This is a genomic window from Streptomyces sp. NPDC002138, from assembly GCF_040296485.1.
Lineage (GTDB): Bacteria > Actinomycetota > Actinomycetes > Streptomycetales > Streptomycetaceae > Streptomyces.
Genome location: NZ_JBEOXE010000033.1, coordinates 1 through 20,092, shown reverse-complemented (window position 1 = coordinate 20,092; position 20,092 = coordinate 1). Strand labels below are relative to the sequence as shown.

The 20,092-nt window shown below is 73.2% G+C and carries 19 protein-coding genes; 10 read left to right on the top strand and 9 right to left on the bottom strand.

The genetic code is table 11. From position 1 onward, the window contains the following. Window positions 1-144: 144 nt before the first annotated feature. Complete coding sequence (locus tag ABT084_RS21765; protein WP_351046323.1) at window positions 145-969, bottom strand: SCO4651 family lipoprotein; 825 nt, start codon at window positions 967-969, stop codon at window positions 145-147. 132 nt (window positions 970-1,101) lie between these two features. Here ABT084_RS21765 and ABT084_RS21760 point away from each other — a divergent pair, with 132 nt between their 5' ends. Together ABT084_RS21760 and ABT084_RS21755 are read left to right on the top strand one after the other, a co-directional pair. After that, the gene (locus ABT084_RS21760) at window positions 1,102-1,317 is read left to right on the top strand and encodes a hypothetical protein (RefSeq protein ID WP_351046320.1); all 216 of its coding nucleotides are present in this window, start codon (window positions 1,102-1,104) and stop codon (window positions 1,315-1,317) included. A 358-nt stretch (window positions 1,318-1,675) separates the two neighbouring features. Continuing rightward, on the top strand, window positions 1,676-2,005 hold the full coding sequence (locus ABT084_RS21755) for a hypothetical protein (protein ID WP_351046318.1): 330 nt from the start codon (window positions 1,676-1,678) through the stop codon (window positions 2,003-2,005). 156 nt (window positions 2,006-2,161) lie between these two features. Here ABT084_RS21755 and ABT084_RS21750 read toward each other — a convergent pair whose 3' ends face one another. The 5 genes from ABT084_RS21750 to ABT084_RS21730 form a co-directional block, all read right to left on the bottom strand. Continuing rightward, a complete protein-coding gene (locus tag ABT084_RS21750) occupies window positions 2,162-2,872 on the bottom strand; it encodes a phosphatase PAP2 family protein (RefSeq protein ID WP_351046315.1) in 711 nt (236 codons plus the stop codon). 281 nt (window positions 2,873-3,153) lie between these two features. After that, window positions 3,154-4,164: a C40 family peptidase gene (locus ABT084_RS21745; protein WP_351046483.1), complete on the bottom strand. Its 1,011-nt coding sequence runs from the start codon at window positions 4,162-4,164 to the stop codon at window positions 3,154-3,156. An 85-nt stretch (window positions 4,165-4,249) separates the two neighbouring features. Then, window positions 4,250-6,439 carry a protein kinase domain-containing protein gene (locus ABT084_RS21740; RefSeq protein WP_351046312.1) on the bottom strand — a complete coding sequence of 730 codons (2,190 nt, stop codon included), beginning with the start codon at window positions 6,437-6,439 and terminating at the stop codon, window positions 4,250-4,252. A 21-nt stretch (window positions 6,440-6,460) separates the two neighbouring features. Then, the gene (locus ABT084_RS21735) at window positions 6,461-7,312 is read right to left on the bottom strand and encodes a thioesterase family protein (protein ID WP_351046310.1); all 852 of its coding nucleotides are present in this window, start codon (window positions 7,310-7,312) and stop codon (window positions 6,461-6,463) included. Between the two features lie 52 nt (window positions 7,313-7,364). Continuing rightward, window positions 7,365-7,973 (bottom strand): LysE family translocator, encoded by a 609-nt coding sequence (locus ABT084_RS21730; protein WP_351046308.1) that lies wholly within the window; start codon window positions 7,971-7,973, stop codon window positions 7,365-7,367. Window positions 7,974-8,164: 191 nt separating this feature from the next. Here ABT084_RS21730 and ABT084_RS21725 point away from each other — a divergent pair, with 191 nt between their 5' ends. Next, a complete protein-coding gene (locus ABT084_RS21725) occupies window positions 8,165-8,962 on the top strand; it encodes a pentapeptide repeat-containing protein (RefSeq protein ID WP_351046481.1) in 798 nt (265 codons plus the stop codon). 162 nt (window positions 8,963-9,124) lie between these two features. Here the strand turns inward: ABT084_RS21725 and ABT084_RS21720 are convergent, their stop codons facing one another. Further along, window positions 9,125-10,276 carry an alpha/beta fold hydrolase gene (locus tag ABT084_RS21720; RefSeq protein WP_351046306.1) on the bottom strand — a complete coding sequence of 384 codons (1,152 nt, stop codon included), beginning with the start codon at window positions 10,274-10,276 and terminating at the stop codon, window positions 9,125-9,127. A gap of 356 nt (window positions 10,277-10,632) precedes the next feature. Between ABT084_RS21720 and ABT084_RS21715 the strand changes: the two genes are divergently transcribed. Beyond that, a complete protein-coding gene (locus ABT084_RS21715; protein ID WP_351046303.1) occupies window positions 10,633-10,950 on the top strand; it encodes a hypothetical protein in 318 nt (105 codons plus the stop codon). Between the two features lie 141 nt (window positions 10,951-11,091). Here the strand turns inward: ABT084_RS21715 and ABT084_RS21710 are convergent, their stop codons facing one another. Further along, the gene (locus ABT084_RS21710; RefSeq protein WP_351046301.1) at window positions 11,092-11,787 is read right to left on the bottom strand and encodes a hypothetical protein; all 696 of its coding nucleotides are present in this window, start codon (window positions 11,785-11,787) and stop codon (window positions 11,092-11,094) included. A 411-nt stretch (window positions 11,788-12,198) separates the two neighbouring features. On the opposite strand from ABT084_RS21710, the gene ABT084_RS21705 reads away from it, so the two are divergent. The 6 genes from ABT084_RS21705 (at window position 12,199) to ABT084_RS21680 (ending at window position 19,363) form a co-directional block, all read left to right on the top strand. After that, on the top strand, window positions 12,199-12,507 hold the full coding sequence (locus tag ABT084_RS21705) for a DUF8827 family protein (protein ID WP_008742356.1): 309 nt from the start codon (window positions 12,199-12,201) through the stop codon (window positions 12,505-12,507). 97 nt (window positions 12,508-12,604) lie between these two features. Then, window positions 12,605-13,444: a DUF8175 domain-containg protein gene (locus tag ABT084_RS21700; protein WP_351046298.1), complete on the top strand. Its 840-nt coding sequence runs from the start codon at window positions 12,605-12,607 to the stop codon at window positions 13,442-13,444. After that, a complete protein-coding gene (locus ABT084_RS21695) occupies window positions 13,434-14,759 on the top strand; it encodes a hypothetical protein (protein ID WP_351046295.1) in 1,326 nt (441 codons plus the stop codon). The genes ABT084_RS21700 and ABT084_RS21695 overlap by 11 nt, the downstream gene beginning before the upstream one ends. Then, window positions 14,756-16,318 carry an SCO6880 family protein gene (locus ABT084_RS21690; RefSeq protein WP_351046293.1) on the top strand — a complete coding sequence of 521 codons (1,563 nt, stop codon included), beginning with the start codon at window positions 14,756-14,758 and terminating at the stop codon, window positions 16,316-16,318. Before ABT084_RS21695 ends, ABT084_RS21690 begins: the two co-directional genes overlap by 4 nt. Before the next feature lie 19 nt (window positions 16,319-16,337). Beyond that, the gene (locus ABT084_RS21685) at window positions 16,338-17,762 is read left to right on the top strand and encodes an ATP-binding protein (protein ID WP_351046292.1); all 1,425 of its coding nucleotides are present in this window, start codon (window positions 16,338-16,340) and stop codon (window positions 17,760-17,762) included. A gap of 2 nt (window positions 17,763-17,764) precedes the next feature. Further along, entirely contained in the window at window positions 17,765-19,363 is a 1,599-nt protein-coding gene (locus ABT084_RS21680; protein ID WP_351046290.1) for a type VI secretion protein, read from the top strand. Here the strand turns inward: ABT084_RS21680 and ABT084_RS21675 are convergent. Next, the gene (locus ABT084_RS21675; protein WP_351046287.1) at window positions 19,360-19,938 is read right to left on the bottom strand and encodes a GNAT family N-acetyltransferase; all 579 of its coding nucleotides are present in this window, start codon (window positions 19,936-19,938) and stop codon (window positions 19,360-19,362) included. The two genes, ABT084_RS21680 and ABT084_RS21675, sit on opposite strands and share 4 nt — an antisense overlap. Between the last annotated feature and the right edge of the window lie 154 nt (window positions 19,939-20,092).

Here is a 20,092-nt window from a genome sequence, read left to right as displayed (position 1 = left end):
GTCACCTCTTCCTGCCGCCACCGGGCATCGGACTGCTCGGCTCCCAGCCTAGGGAGCACGGCTCGCTGCGCACATGACACGGATGGACCATTTCCGGCTACCCGGGCATGACCCGATCGCACGGTCCGACACCCCCGCACTGGTCTAGTCCGCGATCTTCCCGGCGAAAATGTCCCCGCTTGCGGGGAGAACGACGCTCACCGGAGTACCGAAGCCGTACAGCAGCGTGGTCGACGAGACATCGATCACGCCATTGTTGACATAGCTGAAGCGGTGCCGGACCTTCCGCAGCCGGCCCTCGAGGTCCAGGTACACGTCGAACGGCACGGTGTCCTTGCTGAACCCTTTCGCCGCCGCCTCCAGCGCCGCCCGCACGTCCGGCGACGCGGCCTTCGCGGCCCGCCCGATGTCGGTGGTGCCCGTGTAGTGCCGGACCTTCGTCCCCGACAGGTCCGTCTCGCCGACGTACGTCACCCCCTGCGCCCCGCGCAGCAGCTCGGCGGCGGTGATCGGATCGGTGGCCCCGCCGGTGACGAGGTTCCCGTCCGCGAGGGCCGTGGTATCGACCCGGACCCACTTGTCGGCGGGCACGCCCGCGCCCCGGTTCTTCATGTAGAGGGCGCCCGGGGTGAGCAGCTCGGTGATCGGACGGTGGCCCGGCTTGCCGGTCACGTCGGCCGGGAGCATCACCAGGAGCTGGCCCATCCGGTGCGTGAAATCGACCCCGCCCTCGCCCCGGATGGTGATCCGGGTGCCGCCGGTGGCCATTTCCATCGCCGTGCGCGCCTGGGCGCTGCCGCTGCGGGTCAGCCCGTCGGCGGCGCCGCGCACGGCCGCCGTCGCGTCACCGGGCGGGCGGCTGTCGGCGCTCGCGGAGGCCCCTTCCGGGCCGCCGCACCCGCCGATCGTCACCATGGCCGCCACGGCCACGGCCGCCGCCCCCCGCCGCCTGTGCTGGTGCACCACCATCGCCTGCCAACCCCCAACGCATGAACCGTGCTTGCCCGAGGCCCCCACCCGCTCCGGTTAACGAGTCCCCGGGTTCCCCGTCACGGCCCGCGGCCCTCCCGCACCCGCACCCGACCCGGGTACGGTGGTCCCGTGGACACGCACCCCCTGGCGCCCTTCGTCCCTCCGCTTGCGGCCGTACCGCTCCCGCGCACCCCCGCGGGCCCGCCACCGCCGGGCGGTCACACCATCACCACCGCGGAACGCGGCTCGTTCTGCCTGGCCACCTGCACCTGCGGCTGGCGCGGCCCAGCCCGCCGCTCCAGAGACCTGGCCCGCAAGGACGCCACAGCCCATCTGACGGGCTAACCCGGAACACCCCATCCCACCCCCGGGCAGCCACATCCAGCCCCGCAAATCCAGCCTCGCCGGCGCTTGAGGCGCGGGGCCCGGGGCGGAGCCCCGACGGCCCAGGCCGCCCAACCCCAGCCCCGCCGGCGTTTGAGGCGCACACCCGGGAGACCCAGCGCGGCCACATCCAGCCCCGCCGGCGCTTGCGGCGCACACCCTTGGCAGCCCCGGGCGGCGAAATCCAGCCTCGCCGGCGTTTGAGGCGCGGGGCCCGGGGCGGAGCCCCGACGGGCACGTCCCCCGTTCGGACGGCCCCACTGGCCGAACCGCCCCCGACCGGGTGGTCTGGAGTCACCCCCCTCCAGAGCGGAGCCCCATGCGCGGAAGCCCCCCGGTACGACGCCCCCGCGCCCGTACAACGCCCCGCACCCTGGCCCTCACAGGGGCCGTCCTGTTCGCCCTGGCCCCCGCCCCGGCAAGGGCAGCCACCCCAGCCCCTCCCCCCTGGGCACAACCCACCGGCACGGCGGACGGCCCCGGCGACGTGGCCCTGGCCATCGGCCTCACCTCAGCGGCGGCCGCCGCGACCGGCCTGTGGCTGCGCTCACGCCACCGCCGCGACACCTCCGACGCCGAGGCCCGCCACCACGAGGCCCCCCACGAGACCCCTCACGAGACCCCCCGCCACGACGGCGGCAGCCCATGACCACCCCACCCCCAAGCCCCCCGAGCCCCCCGACCCCGCGCCCCCGGCGCCCCCGCCCCCGCCCCGCCGCGGTCCGCCTCTGCTTCGCCGGAGCGGCCCTGTGCCTGCTCTCGGCGGTCCTGCTCACGCTCTGGAACTCGTACGCACCCGGCTGACTCAGGCCGCCAGGTCGTTCTCGCGCGGGTACCCCCCGGGAGGGGTCTGCGCATGCGGCAGGTCCAGCGGCCGCGGCACCCCGTGCCCCTTCGCCCGGACGATCCACCCCACCCGCGCCGACCCCGCCACCGCCCGCACCAGCGGGCCCAGCAGGGCCATCGCCAGCGGCGCGAGCAGCAAGACCACCGCCGTACCGAGCGCGAGCCCGCCGACGACGTCCGTGGGGTAGTGGACACCCATGTACACGCGGCAGAAGCCCTGCGTCAGCGCCAGCCCGATGCCGATCAGCCCGAGCTTGCGGTTCGCGATGAAGACGCCGACGGCGAGCGCCATCGTGAGGGTGGCGTGGTCGCTGACGAAGGAGAAGTCGCCGCCCTTGCCGGAGACCAGCACCTCCAGCCCCTCGTGCTGGCGGAACGGCCGCGGCCGGGCGACGAATTCACGCAGCGGTACGTTCACGAGCAGCGCGATCCCCGCCGCGAGCGGCGCCCAGACCAGCGCGGCGAACGCCTCGGCCGCGGCGGGCCCGTCCTGCCTGCGGGCCCCGCGCCAGCACCACAGCACGAGCAGCACCATCGCGAGCGGCAGCCCGAACTCGCCGACGAACGAGACGATCCGGTCGACCGACTCCGGAGCGCGCCGGGCCAGGCCGTTGATGCCGTACAGCAGGCTGACATCCACATTCGGCCCACCGGTCGTGAGTCCAGCCATGGCGACGCGGCCCCTTGCCTCGGTTCCCCTGAGAACGCACCCCTGTGTGCGCCCCTTCGACCCCCGTGATCAACCCCCGTGTCCATGGAACGCCCGTTCTGGCGCCTACGTTCCGCTCTCCACCGAATGATCACTCCAACGTTACCCAAGAGTGACTCATCGTCGCAGCTCAGGGCCTGGGGTTAACGGAGCGTGCCCGGAGCGCCGGACGAGCGCCGCCGCCCCCGCTTCCGGGCTCCGCGCCCGGCCGAACGGGCCGGCCGGGGCCACCTCGCGCCCCGCTACGGCGCCTTCGCGCCCGCGTCCCGCACCGGCAGGGCCTGCGCGCCGTCCTTGGTGACCCGGGTCGCCCCGAAGTAGTCCGGACTGTCGATCTTGTCGAAGCGGATCACCGCCCCGGTGTAGGGCGCGTTGATCATGTATCCGCCGCCCACGTACATCCCGACGTGGTGGATCTCCCGCGAATTCGTCAGGTCATTGGAAAAGAAGACCAGGTCACCGGGGAGCAGTTCGGCCCGCGAAGGGTGCGGCCCCGCGTTGTACTGGTCGTTCGCCACGCGCGGCAGATCGATCCCGACCGTCTTGTACGACGCCACCGTCAGCCCCGAGCAGTCGAACCGCCCGTCCTGGTCGGCCGTCCCGTTGCCGCCCCACAGGTACGGCGTCCCCAGCTGCTTCTGCGCGAAGTAAATGGCCCCGGCGGCCTGTTGCGAAGGTGCCACCCGCCCGACCGGCTTCGCGAAGCTCACCGCCAGGGTCGTGATCTCCTTCACGTATCCCTGGGTCTCCTTGTACGGTGGCACGCCCTGGTACTTGATGACGGCGTACGCCCCCGCGTTGTAGGCGGCCAGCATGTTCGACGCCGCGTCACCCGGCACCCCCGCGACGTCCTTGGCCAGCTCGCAGTCGTAGGAAGCCGCCGACGGAATGGCGTCGTTCGGATCCCAGATGTCCCGGTCCCCGTCGCCGTCCCCGTCGACCCCGTGTCCCGCCCAGGTCCCCGGGATGAACTGCGCGATCCCCCGCGCGTCCGCCGGACTCACCGCCTGCGGGTTCCAGCCGCTCTCCGAGTACAGCTGGGCCGCCAGCAGCGGCGGGCTGATCGCGGGGCACAGATTCCCCCACTTCTGCACCAGGGCCTGGTACTTCGCCGGTACGGCCCCCGGCGCCAGCCCGACACCGCGACCACCCGCGCCACCGAGACCGGCCAGCCCCGCGGCCGCCGAGTACGTCCCGACGACGAGCAGCAGGACGAAGGTCAGGCACACCCCGACCCCGATCCCGCCCACCATCCAGAATCTGCGCACCCGTCAACCCTCCCCCATGCATGTCCCCTCAAGGGGCGATTTCCCTCTGTTTCCCCCGTGTCGCGAGCCGTTACCCCACCCGGAACCCCGAACAGGCGATACGCGCGTACTGCTTGGGGTCATCCTCGACGTGGTAGAAGACCACCGTCCAGTCCCCCCGGTCGGACGCCAGGGCCGGCGGGCGGCTGCCCTTGCCGTCCGCGTACGAGCGGAACTGCGTCGGGTAGCTCAGGTCCAGGTACTCGCCCGAGTCCCAGCTCTCGTAGAGGTCCACCGGCACGCTCGTGGGCCCGAGCGCCCCGCTCGCCAGCAGGGACGGCGGTTTGACGGCCACCGAGACGTAGTAGGGAGCCGGGCGCGGCCCCCGGTCCGGATCACCCGCGCCCTTGGCCCGCATCTTCACCGTCATCGTCGCGGCGGGCACGCCGTTGGTGGAGGAGGAGACGGTGGAGGACTCCATTCCGGTGCCCGGCGCGGACTCCTCGCCGGCGAGTTCGTTGCACAGGCCGCTGCCGTACTTGGCCATCGCGGGGTCCTTGTCGAGCGTCCAGCGCTCGCGCGAGGTGCGGCTCTGCTCCAGGTGGTCGGCGGGCGGCCCGGCCTTCTTCGCCGCGGCGCCGGGCGTCTTCGCCCCGGGCGAGCGCGCCTCGGTACTCGCCCCCGCCCCGCCGGGGCCGGACAGCCCGGAACCGCCGCCGCCCGGGGGGAACTGCCAGTACGCCACCGACCCCGCCACGGCCAGCGCGACCCCGACGGCGAGCCAGACCCCGGGCCGCCGCTTGCGCGGGGACGCGGGAGCGACGTACGCCGTGGTGTCCTCGACCGGATCGGCCCGCCCCTCGGACACCGGCCCCGAGCCCGCCCCGGAAAGGGGCCCCGGGCGTGACCCGGGCCCCGATTCGGCCGGGGGCTCGGGCCGGGACTCGGGCCGGGGCTCCAGGCCGTATCCCGGCCGGGACTCCGGCAGCGACTCCGGCCGGGACTCCAGGCCAGGCTCCCGCCGGGACGCCGGGCGAGACTCCGGCCGAAACACCGACAACGGATGCAGCCCGGACTCCGGGCCCGGCTCCGGATGGAGCTCCGGCTGGAACTCCAGGCCGTATCCCGGCCGGGACTCCAGCAGCGGCTCCGGCCGGGACTCCAGCAGCGACTCCGGCAGCGGCTCCGGCTGGGGCTCCACGCGAGGCTCGGGCCGGGCCTCCGGCAGCGGATCCGGCCCGGACTCCGGCCTGGACTCCGGCCCGGACTCCGGGCGAGACTCCGGCCGGGCCTCCGGCCGCGGCTCCCGCCCGGCGTCCGGGCCGGGGTCCGGCCGGAGCTCCGAGCCCCGGTCCGGCAGGACCCGGGTGCCCGCGGGCCGCGGCTGCGGGGCCGTCGGCGCGTCCGGGGCGGACGGGGACGCCCCGCGCGGCGGGCCCTCGGCCACCAGCTCCGCGTACACCGGGTCCTCCACCAGCGCCCGCGTCACCCCGCAGCGCCGGATCACCTCCGCCGGGGACGGCCGCGCCGCCGGGTCCTTCGCCACGCACGCCTCGATCAGCGCCGCCAGCCCCGCCTCGACCCCGGCCGCGTCCACGGGCTCGTGCACCGTCCGGTACCAGACGCTCGCCGCCTCCCCGGCCCCGAACGGCGGCCGCCCGGTCGCCGCGTACGCCAGCAGCGCCCCCAGCGCGAAGACATCGGCCGGGGCCTCGCCCGCCCCGCCCAGCAGCACCTCGGGCGCCGTGAACCCGGGGGTCCCCGGCGCCTGCCCCTCCTGGGTCAGCATGGTCACCCCGACCCCGCGCGCTATGCCGAAGTCGATCAGCTGCGGGCCCTGCGCGCCCAGGATCACGTTCTGCGGCTTCACGTCCCGGTGCGTCACCCCCTGCTCGTGCACGCTGGCCAGCCCCTCCGCCAGCGCCGCCCCGAGCGCCCGGCAGGTCGCCGCGGGCAGGGCGCCCCGGGCCCCCACCGCGTGCGCGAGCGTGGGCCCGGCGACGTACTCCGTGGCCAGCCAGTACGGGGCCCGCTCCAGCGAGGCGTCGATCAGCCGCGCCGTGTACGCGGACCGCACCTCCCGCACGGTGCTCGCCTCGCGCCGGAACCTCGCCAGCGCCTGCGGATGCCCGAGGATCTCCTCCCGGACCACCTTGACGGCGACCAGGCGCCCCCCGGGCGACCGCCCGAGGTACACCTGACCCATCCCCCCGGCCCCCAGCCGGGCCACCAGCACGTGCACCCCGATCCGTACCGGATCGGTCTCCCTCAGCGCGTCCATGCGCGAGAGCCTGTCACAGCGTCAGCGCGGCGCGACGTACAGGCTCTGCGCACTGCGCCCGATGGGCCCTTCCTCGTCGTGCAGCCGGGCGTCCGCGAGCCCGATCCCGGCGGCGTCCACACTGGTGCGGGCCTCCACGCAGGCCCACTCGCCCACCGGATGACGGTGCAGGTGGACCGTCAGATCCCCGTTGATGAACACGTACTTGGCGAAGTCCAGCACCGCGCTGATGCCGTTGCCGGAATCGGCGGCGATCAGCACCCGGTCGAGCGGCCGGGTCTCCTCGCCCACGATCAGCGGCACCCGCATCCGCATCCAGCAGGTCCCCGGCCCCGGCTCGACGAACGTCCCCTCGGTGAACCGGGTCTCCATCGCCGTGTGATAGCCGGTCGCCCACGGCACCGGGAAGAACGGCGTGCGCCCCACCGCGGCGGGCGGCGGCACGGCGGGTCCCGGCAGGACGGCCGGCACCGGTTCCCCGGCCACCCGGATCCGCAGCGCCCGGGCGAGCATCACCGGCGCGGCCCCGGCGGGCGCGAGCGCCGCCTCGACCACCTCGGTGCCGCGCCCGGCCCGCAGGACCGAGGTCGTGATCTCCAGCGGACCGATCGGGACCGGCCGCACGATCTCGTAGGTGATGCGCGCGATCCGCATGTCGTCGCGGGCGTCCGGGCGCTCCTCGACGGCCCGCCCGAGCAGCGCGGCGGGCGGCCCGGCGTGCTGCGAGCCCCGGTCCCAGGGCCCCCGCGTGTACGCGGAGGCGAGGAAACGGCCGGTGTCGATCCGCTCGTAGAACCCCTCGGCCGGTACGTCGTCGAGCTCGTCCGCGCCGTCCAGCTCGTCCGCGTCGTCCAGGTCAGCCACGTCAGCCATGCACCGCACGCTACCGAGAGGTAACCCGCCCGCACCAGCCCCGGGCGGCAACTCAGCGGGCCAGCCCCAGCGTCACCCCCAGCCCCACCAGCACCGACCCGATCGCCCGGTTCAGCGTCTTCTGCGCCTTCAGCATCCGGTCGCGCAGCCGCGAGTCGGAGAAGAACAGCGCCACCGCCCCGAACCAGCCGAGGTGCGCCAGCGACATGAAGAGCCCGTAGCCCGCCTGCTGCCACACCGGCGTCCGCGGATTCACCACCTGCGTGAACGTGGACACCACGAACAGCGTCGTCTTCGGATTCAGCACATTGGTCAGGAACCCCGTGCGCAGCGCGCCCAGGGGCGAGAGCCCCGGCCTCGACTCCAGGTCCAGCGTCACCTCGGCGCGCGTGCGGAAGGTACGGATCCCGATCCACACCAGATACGCGGCGCCCGCCAGCTTGATCGCCGTGAACAGCCCGGTGGAGGAGGCGATCAGCAGCCCGACGCCGAGCATCGTGTACGAGACGTGCACCAGCACCCCGGCCGCGACGCCCACCGCGGCGAACAGCCCCGTCCTGCGGCCGTACAGGTAGCTGTTGCGGACCACCATCGCGAAGTCGGCCCCCGGGCTGATCACCGCGAGGAGGGTGATGACGGCGACCGCTATGAGTTCTGTCATGGGGGGCATGGTCACCCCGCGCTCCGATCCCGCTCAAGAGAGTTCCGCGATCCGGGCGGGCGCGCCGGACCCCGCCGCCGACGGGGGACAATGGAGCCGTGTCCCGCTCTCACCCCGCGCCCCGCCCAGCCGCCGCCCCCGCCCCGGCACCCGCCGCCGCCGGCCCGGCGCCCGCCGCCCCCGGCCCGGACCTGCCCGTGCTCCAGGCCGACTGCGCGAACTGCTTCGCCCTGTGCTGCGTCGCACTGCCCTTCGCCCGGTCCACCGACTTCGCCGTGGACAAGCCCGCCGGCACCCCCTGCTCCAACCTCCGGCAGGACTTCCGCTGCGGCATCCACACCACGCTGCGCGACAAGGGCTTCCAGGGCTGCACCGTCTTCGACTGCTTCGGCGCGGGCCAGCAGGTCTCCCAGGTCACCTTCGAGGGCCGCGACTGGCGCGCCCACCCCGGCACCTCCCGCCGGATGTTCGAGGTCTTCCCGGTGATGCGCCAGCTCCACGAGCTGCTCTTCTACCTCGCCGAAGCCCTCACCCTCCCGGCCGCCCGCCCCGTCCACCCGGAGCTGCGCCGCGCCCTGGCCGAGACCGAGGCGCTGACCCGCTCCGACGCCGAGACCCTGGCCGCCACCGACGTCGGCGCCCGTCGCGCCGCCGTGAACACCCTGCTGCTCAAGACCAGCGACCTGGTACGGGCCACCGTCCCCGGCCGCAAGAAGAACCACCGGGGCGCGGACCTGATGGGCGCCCGCCTGTCCGGGGCGAACCTGCGCGGCGCCACCCTGCGCGGCGCCTACCTGATCGCCGCCGACCTCAGCGGCGCCGACCTGCGCACCACCGACCTGATCGGCGCGGACTTCCGGGACGCGAACCTGAGCGGGGCCGACCTCACCGGCAGCATCTTCCTCACCCAGGCCCAGCTGAACGCGGCCCGCGGCGACGCCGCCACCCGCATCCCGCCCACCCTGACCCGCCCCTCCCACTGGTCCTGACGGCCCCACCACCCCACCACCCCACGGCCCGCAGGCCCCCGCTCCCCCGGCCCCCGGCCCCCGGCCCCCGGCTCCCGGTTCCGCTCCCCGCGGCCCGGCCCGCACCCCCGTGCCGGGCCGGACCCCGGGCAACGGGACCGGGAGCCGCGTACCGCGCGCGCCTCAGAGCCGCGCGAGGAACTCCCGCACCGCCGCGGTGAACCCCTCCGGGTCATCGGTGTGCACCCCGTGCGCCGCGGGCAGCTCCACCAGCCGCACGCCCGGCCGCCGGGCCGCCATCTCCCGGGCGTGCCCCGCCGACAGCACCGTGCTGCGCTCCCCCCGCACGAGCAGCGTCGGCTGCCGCACCGCCAGCCAGTCCGCCCAGTGGTCCCCCTGTATCGCCTCGCTGGACGCGATGATGTCCCGCGCCTCGAAGGCGAGCCCCCACCCGTCCTCGTACTCCCGCAGCGAGTCCGTCAGGTAGTCCGCCGCGCGCCCCAGCGCCTCCAGCAGCTCCTCCCGGCTGCCCGCCCGGCGCGGCCAGCCGAGGACGAAGGACAGGTCGTCGTCGACGACCGCCCCGACGTCCTCCACCACCACCGCCCGCACCAGCTCCGGCCGACGCGCGGCGAGCTGATAGGCATTGACCCCGCCCAGCGAATGCCCCAGCACCACCGCCGGGCCCGCCATCAGGTGGTCCAGTACCGCCGCGGCGTCCGCGACATAACCCTCCCGGGAGTACTCGGGCGCCCGGTCCGAATCCCCGTGCCCGCGCTGGTCCAGGGCGATGACCCGCCACCGCGGGGCCAGCTCACGGGCCAGGTCCGCGAAGGTCCGCCCCTCCATGAAGTGCGCGTGCAGGGCGAGCAGCGGCTCCCCCGGCCCGCCGAAGTCCGTGTACCGCAGCGCGCGCCCGGCCACCTCCACCACCCCCGGCAGGGGGCCCAGCTTCTCCATGACCCGCCGGCGCAGCACCTGGTACTCCTCCCAGCGCCGCGGCCGCCGGTCCCGCGGCCGCCGCACGACCCGCCCCGGCGTCACCGTCTCGCCCCGCCGGAACTGCTCCCGGGTCAGGTCGATCCGGACGCCCCCGGCCAGCCGGTTCCAGCAGTGGTAGCCCTCCTGGCGGCCGTCGAGGAAGACCTCACCCACCATCAGGTCGCCCCCGGCCATGTCCTGGACGACGAGCGCCGTGATGTCACAGTGGCCCCACGCCGGATTGTCGGCCGACCAGGGGATGCGCGTGATGTCCGAGGGGCAGGCCAGCTCGGCCGACCAGCCGGCCCGGATGGCCGCCTCGATGTCCGCGAGGGTCCAGGATGTCGTCGTCATGCCACCAGGCTGCCGCACCCCACTGACAAGAGCCGTGGGCCGCCGGGGCGTTGTCCACGCCAGTCCACGCCGGTCCACGGACCTGCGCCCGGGACCGTTCGCCGATTCACCCGTTCGCCGCGCCCGGCGCCGCCCCCACACCGCCCCGCCGGGATTCTTCGTACCGGCTCGCTCCGCACCCACACGGCCCATCGGCGGCCCGCGCCGCGCCCGCCCCGCGCGCACCGGACACACGTGCGCCTTTCGCGCACCCACACGCCCCCTCGCGGCCGTGACTGGCGGCGACGCAGACCCTACGTTGAGCCACACAACCGGAAGTTGATCGTCAACTACGGGCCCAATGGAGGTTCTCGATCATGCGACGCCTGTCCACCACCCTCGGCACCCTCGCGGCCGCCGCCACCCTCGCCATCGCCCTCGGCGGCTCGGCGCAGGCCCAGGCGCAGGTCCGAGCGCAGGCGCGCGAAGGCGAGGGACCCGTGGTCATCAACGGCCGGGCCGTCTTCGGCTACCACGGCTGCCTGCGCCACCGAGGCCTCGCGAAGATCGAGAACCACTCCGACAACCCGGTCATCGTCACCCGCGGCCCGTTCTGCCAATTCGGCTCCCCCGTCGCCGTCATCCCGCCCGGCCACTACGGCTTCGTCCCGCCGTCGTCCAGCATCCTCGTCTGAGCGCCCCGCGCACCGCTCCGACCCGCCCGGAGCGACCGAGACCCGCCCGGACTTCCGCCCGGACCCGCCCCGCTGGCCCCGCGCTCCGGCTCGTGCTTCCGGTCGCGGCGCCAGCGACGGGCGTACGGCCCCGGAGACAGATCAGGGCTTGACCAGCGCCGTCCAGCCCGACGGGCAGGTGAGCGTCCCGGTGGGCGAGTACGTGCAGGAGTTCTCGTACACGGCGCCCGTGGTCGTCAGCACCTTCACGAACACGCTGTTCATGCCCTCGGTCTCGATGGACACGCTGCACGCGTTCCGCGGGTGCCCCGGGTTCAGCGGACCGGTCAGGTCACGCCAGTAGTAAGAACCCACCGTCGGCGTCATCCTGCGCACGCCGATGGACGTCCGGCCGTGCACGAGCGCGGCACTGAACTCCAGATCGTTCAGGCCCTTCGCCGTCGCCACGTCGGTGCAGTGCCCGGGCGGACCGGCCGGACCCCTCTCCCCCTTGTAGCCCCGGTCACCCCGGTCACCCTTGTAACCCCGCTCCCCCTTGGGCCCCCTGGGTCCCATCGGCCCGCGCGGCCCCGGGCAGCCGGGCCCACCGCTCGCGACCGGCGCGGCCTTGGCCCCCTTGGCCGCCTTGGCCGCCTTGGCCGCCTTCGCCTTCGCCTTCGTCATGGCGGCCGCGTCCGTGCGGACCTGGTTGTGACACTTGGCGCCCGGAGTGGGGGCGCCCGCCTCCTGCGCGACGGCCATCGCCGGGCCCGAGATCCCCGTGAACGCGAGCGCCAGCGGCAGTGCGAGCCCACCGGCCAGCCACATACGCCGACCAGCCTTGGTTGCGGAACCCATCCGTTTGCTCCTTGCGTCGTCTCTCATCGTGGAACGTTGCGCGCTCCGGCCGGAAGCAGGTGGAGCATGACCCGCGTTCCGCGTTCCGATGGTCCGACATTCCGTCAGTACGTCCATATGTCAGCGGGTTGGGCCAACGACACGCGGCCCCACTGCGCCGAACGGCGGTCACCCGACCCGGCCCGCAGCTCGCCTCGCGTACGCCGAGACGACAATCATTGCCCGGGGTCACCCCCCGTGATACACAGAGTGACCAGGTCAGCGGACGTGGGCGGGGCCCGGACCGGGAGATCAGGTAAAGAGAGCCGTCAAGTCGACATACGACGGCGATTTCATCAGCGAAGATAGGACGTGTCCCCTGCCATCGGGCGGGGGACTGACAGAACTACCCATACAGGGGCGGTGAGTTACATGATCCTGGCAGCCGAAAAGGGCGACATCACCACCATCATCGGCGGAATCGCCCCGAACTGGGGCCCGTTCGGAAGTCTCGGCAACGAAGCGAAAGTCATGATCGAGGTGGTCATGGCCGTGGCGATCCTGCTCTGCCTGGGCATCGCGATCTGGGGCGCGGCCAAACAGCGCATCGGCGCGACCGCCCTGCGCGACACCTTCAGCGCCGAACAGGGCAAGGGCCTGATCGTGGCCGGGCTGACGGGAGTGTTCATCATCGGCTCCCTCGGCACCCTGTTCACCATCGTCTACGGAATGGCCGTCTAGCCACGCCGCCGGCTCACGACCTGATGACGACTCACCAGACCGCGTCCACGCGGCCACCAGCGCTACCGGGGTACGACGCCGAGGGGGCGGACAGGGAATGAGCCACGACGACCAGTACGGCGGCACCGGCCCAGGCCACGGCGAAGTCGGCGGCACCGGCCAGACCCGCACCCGCCTCCCGGACTCCCCCTCGGACCCCTACCCGGGCCCCCGCCGCGGCCCCCGCCCCTCCCGCGGCCTCATCACGGCCGTCGGCGTGGTCGTCCTCCTGATCGCCGCCATCGCGTTCGCGAACCAGAACCAGGACTCCCCCTCCACCCCGCAATCCGCAAAACCCCCGACCACCACGTCCACGGCCCCCACGGGCACGACCCCGGTGGACGGCAAGAACGGCACGATCCCCCGCGGATTCGCACACGACGAACAGGGCGCGCAGTCCGCCGCCGCCAACTTCGCGGTGGTCCTGAGCTCTGACGGGATGTTCGATCCCGTACGCCGCAAGACCATCGTCGAGGCCGTGTACCCGCCCGACGTGGCCGCCGCACGCCAGGGCGAGCTGGACCGCGTCTACTCGGGCCAGAACTTCCTGTCACGCATCGGCCTCGACGCCGCAGGCAAGGCCCCCAAGGGGCTGACGTTCGTATCCCGTACCAGCCCGGTAGGCACCAAGGTCGAGAAGATCGACGCCGACACCGCGAGCGTGTCCGTCTGGTACTCCTCCCTGTTCGGCCTGGCCGGCGAAGGCTCCACCAACCCCGTCTCGGAGAGCTGGTACACCAACACCTTCGAACTCAAGTGGGTCAACGGCGACTGGAAGGTCTCCACCTTCACGCAGAAGGACGGCCCGGCGCCCGTGGGCCGCGACCAGAACGCCGCCACCGCCGATGAGATGGCCAAGGCCGTATCGCAGTTCGGAGGCTTCACCTATGCGCGCTAGCCGCCGCCTTCTGGCGATCTCCTCCACGCTCGCGGGCCTTCAGGCCACGGCGGTCCTGCTCGCCACCCGGGTGGCCGCCGCCCCCGCTCCGACGCCCTCTGCGTCGCCATCACCGTCGCCGAGCAACGACCCCTGCGACCTGATCCGCGGCCCCGCCAAGGAATTCTGCGAAAAGGGCGACGGCGCAACCGGCGGAGCCCCCCGCACAGGCCTCGCCCCCACCGACCCCACAGACGCCCTGAACCCCCTCGCGTCCCTCTCCAAGGGCTGCGCCGACGCCGCCGCCTGGATCGTCGGCAAGCTCAGCAAGGCCGTCACCAGCACCGCCAACGTCGACTTCACCAACGGCGCCTTCCTCAAGCAGTACGCCGTCGTCTTCGCCGCCTCCACCATCCTCACCCTCGTCCTGTGGCTCTTCGCCGTCGCCAAGCGAGCCATCCGCGGCGTCCCCTTCACCACCGCCATGTCCGAAGCCATCGGCTTCCTCTGGCTCACCGTCCTCGCCTCCGCCTTCACCCCCCTGATCCTCTACACCGTCGTCTCCGCCACCGACGGCGTCACCCAGGTCATCGCCACCGCCACCGGCGGCCAGAGCGACGTCTTCTTCGGCTCCTTCGCCGAGGCCCTCAAAAAGGGCGACGACATCGGCGGCGGCCCCATCATGCTGATCGTCGTCTCCCTGGTCACCGTCGCCGCCGCGGGCGTGCTCTGCCTCGAACTCGTCATCCGGGCGGCCCTGCTCTACGTCGGCGCCCTCCTCGGCGTCGTCGTCTACGCCGGGCTCGTCGACCGCAACCTGTGGGGCCACGTCCGCCGCTGGGCGGGCATCATGATCGCCGTCATCCTCGTGAAGCCGGTCATCGTCATCGTGCTCGGCCTCGCCGGAGCCCTCGCGGGCGAGAAGGGGCCGAATGCCCTCTCCGCCGTCGTCTCCGGCCTCGCCATCATCATCCTGGCCATCTTCGCGTCCGCGATGATCTACCGTTTCGTTCCCGGCTTCGGCGACGAGATCGCCTCCGCCCGCTCCAACCGCAGCAAGGCCACCGACGGCGCCCAGGCGGCCGCCGTCATCAGCTCCCCGGCCTCGCTCGTCTCCCAGGGCATCAAAACGCACAGCAGCCGCGGCTCCCACCGCGCGGGCGACGGCGGCGGCGGCAACTCCGCCCCCCGCCCCGCCAACCCCCTCTCCGGAGGCGTGGCCGCCCACAGCAGCCGCCCCACCGGCGGATCCGGCGGCGGATCCGCAGCCGCACCACCGCCCCGCACGGGCTCCGGCACGAGCAGCACGAAGAACACAGGAGGTGACGGGCGTTGACGACGCAGTCCCACCAGATCCACCCCATCGCGCCCCGCCGCACGTATCTCATCGGCCGGGCCCGGCCGAACGCGATCGTCGGCAAGAACCGCGAGACCGGCGAGATCGCGCTGATCATCGCCGGCGCGTTCCTCGGCATGATGAGCGGACTGCTCGTCCCCGGCATCGCCCCGCGCATCGCCATGCTCGCCGGCTTCCCCGTGCTCGCCCTCGCCGCCGTGTACGTCCCCTACAAGGGCCGCACCTTCTACCGGTGGTTCGAGATCAACCGCAGCTTCAAGCGGACCCTGCGCCGCGGAACGACGTACCGCTCGACCGCCATGGAAGCCGGCACCCGCGGCTCCGACGGCCGCGAGGTCGAGGTCGGCCCGCCCCCCGGCATCGGCCGGATCAACTGGCTCGCCGCCCCCTTCGGCCCCGACGAGATCGCCGTGCTCCTGCACGCCGACCGCCGCACCGTCACCGCCGCCATCGAGATCGAGGGCCCCGGCGTCGGCCTGCGCGACAGCGAGGACCAGGAAGCCCTCGTCGACCGCTTCGGCACCCTCCTCAAGCACGTGGCCAACGGCGACGGCTTCGTCACCCGCCTCCAGATGCTCGCCCGCACCCTCCCGGCCGACCCCGACGCCCACGCCAAGGACGTCGCCCAGCGCGGCGACGTCACCGCCCCCGGCTGGCTCCGCGACTCCTACGACCAGCTCCAGTCGATGGTGTCGACGTCCTCCGAGCAGCACCGCGCGTACCTCGTCGCCTGCATGCACTTCACCCGCGAACTCGCCGCCGAGGCCGTCACGATCGCCCGCGCCGGCACCCCCCACAAGGGCCGCAAGCTCGACCGCGACGCCGGCCTCGCCATCGTCATGGCCCGCGAGCTCACCGACATCTGCGCCCGCCTCGCCGAAGCCGACATCCGGGTCCGCCAGCCCCTCGGCCAGGGCCGCCTCTCCTCCCTCGTGCACTCCATGTACGACCCGGACCACCCCATCGACCACATCCAGGCCATGACCAAGCGCAACGCCTGGCCCGCCGAACTCGATGCGATGGAACCCACCTACCTCCAGGCCAAGACCCGCGAGTCCTCGACCCGCGCCCCCTGGTGCCACGCCACCGCGTGGGTGAAGGAGTGGCCGATGACCCCCGTCGGCGTCAACTTCCTCGCCCCCCTCCTCGTCCACACCCCGGACGTCATCCGCACCGTCGCCGTCACCATGGACCTCGAACCCACCGAGATCGCCATCGAACGCATGCTGACGGAGAAGACCAACGACGAGGCCGACGCCAGCCGCGCCGCCAAGATGAACCGCACCGTCGACCCCCGCGACATCGCGGCCCACGGCCGCCTCGACCAGCGCGGCGAAGACCTCGCCAGCGGCGCCGCGGGAGTCAACCTCGTCGGATACATCACCGTGTCCTCGAGATCCCCCGAAGCCCTCGCCCGCGACAAGCGCACCATCCGCGCCTCCGCCGGCAAGTCGTACCTCAAGCTGGAGTGGTGCGACCGCGAGCACCACCGCGCCTTTGTGAACACACTGCCGTTCGCGACCGGCATCCGACGCTAGCCGGAGGGAAGAAGCCGCCATGCGAGATCCGCTGTCCGCGATGTCGGACGCCTTCACCAGCTTCCTCTTCGGAAAGGTCGAGACGACCCGCCTCCCCGTACGCACCTCCACCGGCCAGGCCCAGGCCGTGTACCTGCCCACCGCCGCCCCCGGCCTCGGCGACTCCGGCGTCATCATCGGCCGCGAGGTCTACAGCGGCAAGGGCTACATCTACGACCCCTTCCAGCTGTACGGCCAGCAGCTCCCGGCCCCCCACTGGCTGGTCCTCGGCGAATCCGGCAACGGCAAGTCCGCCCTGGAGAAGACCTACGTCCTGCGCCAGCTCCGCTTCCGCGACCGACAGGTCGTCGTCCTCGACGCCCAGGGCGAGGACGGCGTCGGCGAGTGGAACCTGATCGCGCAGCAGCTCGGAATAATGCCCATCCGGCTCGACCCGGTGGCCGCCCTCGACGGCGGCGTCCGGCTCAACCCGCTCGACCCGGCGATCACCACCACCGGCCAGCTCGCGCTGCTCCGCACGATCATCGAGGTCGCGATGGGCCACGGCCTGGACGAGCGCTCCGGCTTCGCCCTCAAGGTCGCCCACGCCTACGTCAACGAGACGATCACCGAGCGGCAGCCCGTACTGACGGACATCGTCGACCAGCTGCGCCACCCGGAACCCGAATCCGCCGAGGCCATGAACGTCGGCATAGACGACGTACGGGCCTGGGGCCTGGACGTCGCCCTCGTCCTGGACCGCCTCGTCGACGGCGACCTCCGCGGCATGTTCGACGGCCCCACCTCCGTCGGCATCGACCTCGACGCGCCCCTGATCGTCTTCGACCTCTCGCACATCGACCGCAACTCCATCGCCATGCCCATCCTCATGGCGATCGTGGGCGTTTGGCTCGAACACACATGGATCCGCCCAGACCGGAAGAAACGCATCTTCCTGGTCGAAGAGGCATGGCACATCATCAACTCCCCCTTCGTCGCCCAGCTCTTCCAGCGCCTCCTGAAGTTCGGCCGCCGCCTCGGCCTGTCCTTCGTCGCCGTCGTCCACCACCTCTCGGACGTCGTCGACGGCGCCGCCGCGCGCGAAGCCTCCGCCATCCTCAAAATGGCCTCCACCCGCACCATCTACGCCCAGAAAGCCGACGAGGCACGCGCCACCGGCCGCGTCCTCGGCCTCCCGCGCTGGGCCGTCGAAATCATCCCCACCCTCACCCCCGGCATCGCGGTCTGGGACGTCAACGGCAACGTCCAGGTGGTCAAACACCTGATCACCGAGTCCGAACGCCCCCTCGTCTACACCGACCGCGCGATGACGGAATCCTCGGCCGCCCACCAGCTCCCCGACGAGCTGCTCGCGGCCGAACTGGAAGCGGAGGAGCGAGCCCTGCTCATCGAACGGCACCGCAACGGCGGCCACGGCCCCGGCTCGGCGACAACGGTGGCCTGAGCATGGCCGACCCACGCCGTACGGACCCCCGATCCCCCCACGGCGAGCAGCGCGGCGGCATCCCCGACGGGCTGCTGCTCGCCCTGCTCGCCTTCCTCCTCGGCCTGGCCGTCCTGGTGTGGTCCGCCACCGGCCTCGCCGCCTGGTTCACCCGCGGCGCCTGGCCGGACACCGTCACCTTCGGCCACACCCCGTCGGCGATCCGCGCCCTGATAGCGCAACCCCACGACGTGGCGGGCGCGTGGCCGGACACCGACCCGGCCGCCCTGTCGGGCTGGGGCCTGTTCTGGGGCACCTTCATCAGCCAGCTGCTCGTGCTCTTCGTCGCGACCGTCTTCGTCATCGGCGTCGTCGCCCGTACGAAGTCCCGCCGCGCCCTGGCCCGCCAGACCCCGGCCCCCGACCCGGCTCCCGCCGCCACGACCACCACCACCCAGGCCCCGGCCCCGCTCCCGACCCGGCCCGCCCCGGACCAACCGGTCCCCGTCGCGGCCGCGACCCCGGTCCCGGTCCCGGTCCAGCCCGCCCCGCGGTACGAACCCCCGTCCCCGGACCCCGAACCGGCCCGGCCCGCGTCCCCCAAGGACGAGGCCTACCGGTACGGCTTCGGCTACCCCCCGGCGGCCGGCCCGCCACAGCCGACGCCCCCCGCCCCGGTACCGGCCCCCGCGCCCACCACCGCCCTGCGGTACGCCGACCCGGCCGAACGCCACCGCGCCGCGGCCGGCCGCATCGCCGCCGCGGAGGGCGCCGCCCTCATCGTCACCTCGTCCCCCGCCCTCTGGGCCGAGACCAAGGACGCCCGCGCCAAACTCGGCCCGGTCCTCCTCTACGACCCCGCCCACCTCTGCGACACCCCGGCCCGCATGCACTGGAACCCGGCCGAGGGCTGCGCCGAGCGCGACACCGCCGCGGCCCGCGCCGTCGCCCTGCTGGCACCCGTACGCCCCCAGGCCCGTATCGACGCGGCCGTCGCCGACACCGCGGAAACGCTCCTGCGGAGCTGGCTGCAGGCCGTGGCGCTCGACAGCCGCCCGTTCAAACAGCTTCACCGCTGGGCCCAGGGCGCCAACGCCCAGGAACCGGTACGCATCCTGCGCACCCACCCCCACGCGGCCCCCGGCGCGGCCGGCGAACTCGAGAGCGCCCTCACCGCCCACCCCGAACGCCGCGGACTCGCCCAGCACCTGACCGCCCGTGCGCTGAGCTGCCTCTCCTCCATCAACATCCGCGAGGCCTGCAATCCGAACCGAACGGATTCGCTCACCCTGGCATCGTTCGTGACCGAAGGGGGCAGCCTGTACGTGGTGGGCGAGCCCCTCGAGGACCCGCGCACCCACCCGGGTGCGATGCCTCTGCTGACCGCACTCACCGCAAGCGTGGTCGAGCACGGCCGCCGCATGGCCGCACGGTCATCCCACGGTCGGCTCGACCCACCACTTGCCCTGATCCTGGACGACATCGCGGCCGTCGCCCCGATCCCGCAGCTCCCGGACCTCCTGGCCGACCCCACCGGCCTCCCGGTCCTGGCCCTGTGCCGCAGCCGCGAACAGGCCCGCTCCCGCTGGCCGCAGGCCGACCTCCCCCTCGCGACGCGCTAGACGGCCTGGGCCCGGGGCCGCGCGATGAGGTACTCGAACTCCTTGGCGCCGGAATCCCCCGGCATCGGGACCGTGAACCCGCTCGCCTCGAAGCCGAACCGCCGGTAGAAGGCCGCGGCCCGCGCGTTCTCCTCGTGCACGAAGAGGCGTACGCGCTCCCGCGTCGGCTCCTCGAGCGACCAGGCCCAGTCCAGCGCGGCCTGGAACAGCGCCTCCGTGAGCCCGGTCCCCCGCTGCTCGGGCCGTACGAACACCCCCACGAGATGCCCCTGGTCGACCGGGATCTCCTCATCGAAGATCCCGCGCGCCCCGGCACTCTCCAGAAGCACGGTCACGGACCCGACCCACCGCCCGTCGGCCGCCTCGGCCACGAACTGCCGGACCACGCTCCCCTTGGCGCCGCCCTCCGCCCTCCCCTGCCAGAACTCGTCCGGCTGGGCCGCGGCCACGGTAGGAGACTCGAGGAAGGCCACCGGCGCCGCCGGATCGGCGAGCGCGGCCAGCCGCAGCTCCTTCACCTTCTCCCACTCGTCGGCCCGGATCCCACGTATGACGTACTGGCTGTCCTGGTTCATGCCCAAGATCCTAGGCGCAGCCCCCACCCGGCCCGCCACCCGATTTCGGATCAGGAACTGGTCCGGAACGCAGAAAAGCCCCGCACCAAAAGGTGCGGGGCTTTCCCGGAAAAATTGTTCGGCGGCGTCCTACTCTCCCACAGGGTCCCCCCTG

Excerpts from the sequence above, each read along its gene's own strand:
- ABT084_RS21765 (WP_351046323.1), bottom strand. The coding sequence starts at position 969 with ATGGTGGTGCACCAGCACAGGCGGCGGGGGGCGGCGGCCGTGGCCGTG.
- ABT084_RS21755 (WP_351046318.1), top strand. The coding sequence starts at position 1,676 with ATGCGCGGAAGCCCCCCGGTACGACGCCCCCGCGCCCGTACAACGCCC.
- ABT084_RS21750 (WP_351046315.1), bottom strand. The coding sequence starts at position 2,872 with ATGGCTGGACTCACGACCGGTGGGCCGAATGTGGATGTCAGCCTGCTG.
- ABT084_RS21745 (WP_351046483.1), bottom strand. The coding sequence starts at position 4,164 with ATGGTGGGCGGGATCGGGGTCGGGGTGTGCCTGACCTTCGTCCTGCTG.
- ABT084_RS21740 (WP_351046312.1), bottom strand. The coding sequence starts at position 6,439 with ATGGACGCGCTGAGGGAGACCGATCCGGTACGGATCGGGGTGCACGTG.
- ABT084_RS21735 (WP_351046310.1), bottom strand. The coding sequence starts at position 7,312 with ATGGCTGACGTGGCTGACCTGGACGACGCGGACGAGCTGGACGGCGCG.
- ABT084_RS21730 (WP_351046308.1), bottom strand. The coding sequence starts at position 7,973 with ATGACAGAACTCATAGCGGTCGCCGTCATCACCCTCCTCGCGGTGATC.
- ABT084_RS21720 (WP_351046306.1), bottom strand. The coding sequence starts at position 10,276 with ATGACGACGACATCCTGGACCCTCGCGGACATCGAGGCGGCCATCCGG.
- ABT084_RS21715 (WP_351046303.1), top strand. The coding sequence starts at position 10,633 with ATGCGACGCCTGTCCACCACCCTCGGCACCCTCGCGGCCGCCGCCACC.
- ABT084_RS21710 (WP_351046301.1), bottom strand. The coding sequence starts at position 11,787 with ATGGGTTCCGCAACCAAGGCTGGTCGGCGTATGTGGCTGGCCGGTGGG.
- ABT084_RS21705 (WP_008742356.1), top strand. The coding sequence starts at position 12,199 with ATGATCCTGGCAGCCGAAAAGGGCGACATCACCACCATCATCGGCGGA.
- ABT084_RS21700 (WP_351046298.1), top strand. The coding sequence starts at position 12,605 with ATGAGCCACGACGACCAGTACGGCGGCACCGGCCCAGGCCACGGCGAA.
- ABT084_RS21695 (WP_351046295.1), top strand. The coding sequence starts at position 13,434 with ATGCGCGCTAGCCGCCGCCTTCTGGCGATCTCCTCCACGCTCGCGGGC.
- ABT084_RS21685 (WP_351046292.1), top strand. The coding sequence starts at position 16,338 with ATGCGAGATCCGCTGTCCGCGATGTCGGACGCCTTCACCAGCTTCCTC.
- ABT084_RS21680 (WP_351046290.1), top strand. The coding sequence starts at position 17,765 with ATGGCCGACCCACGCCGTACGGACCCCCGATCCCCCCACGGCGAGCAG.
- ABT084_RS21675 (WP_351046287.1), bottom strand. The coding sequence starts at position 19,938 with ATGAACCAGGACAGCCAGTACGTCATACGTGGGATCCGGGCCGACGAG.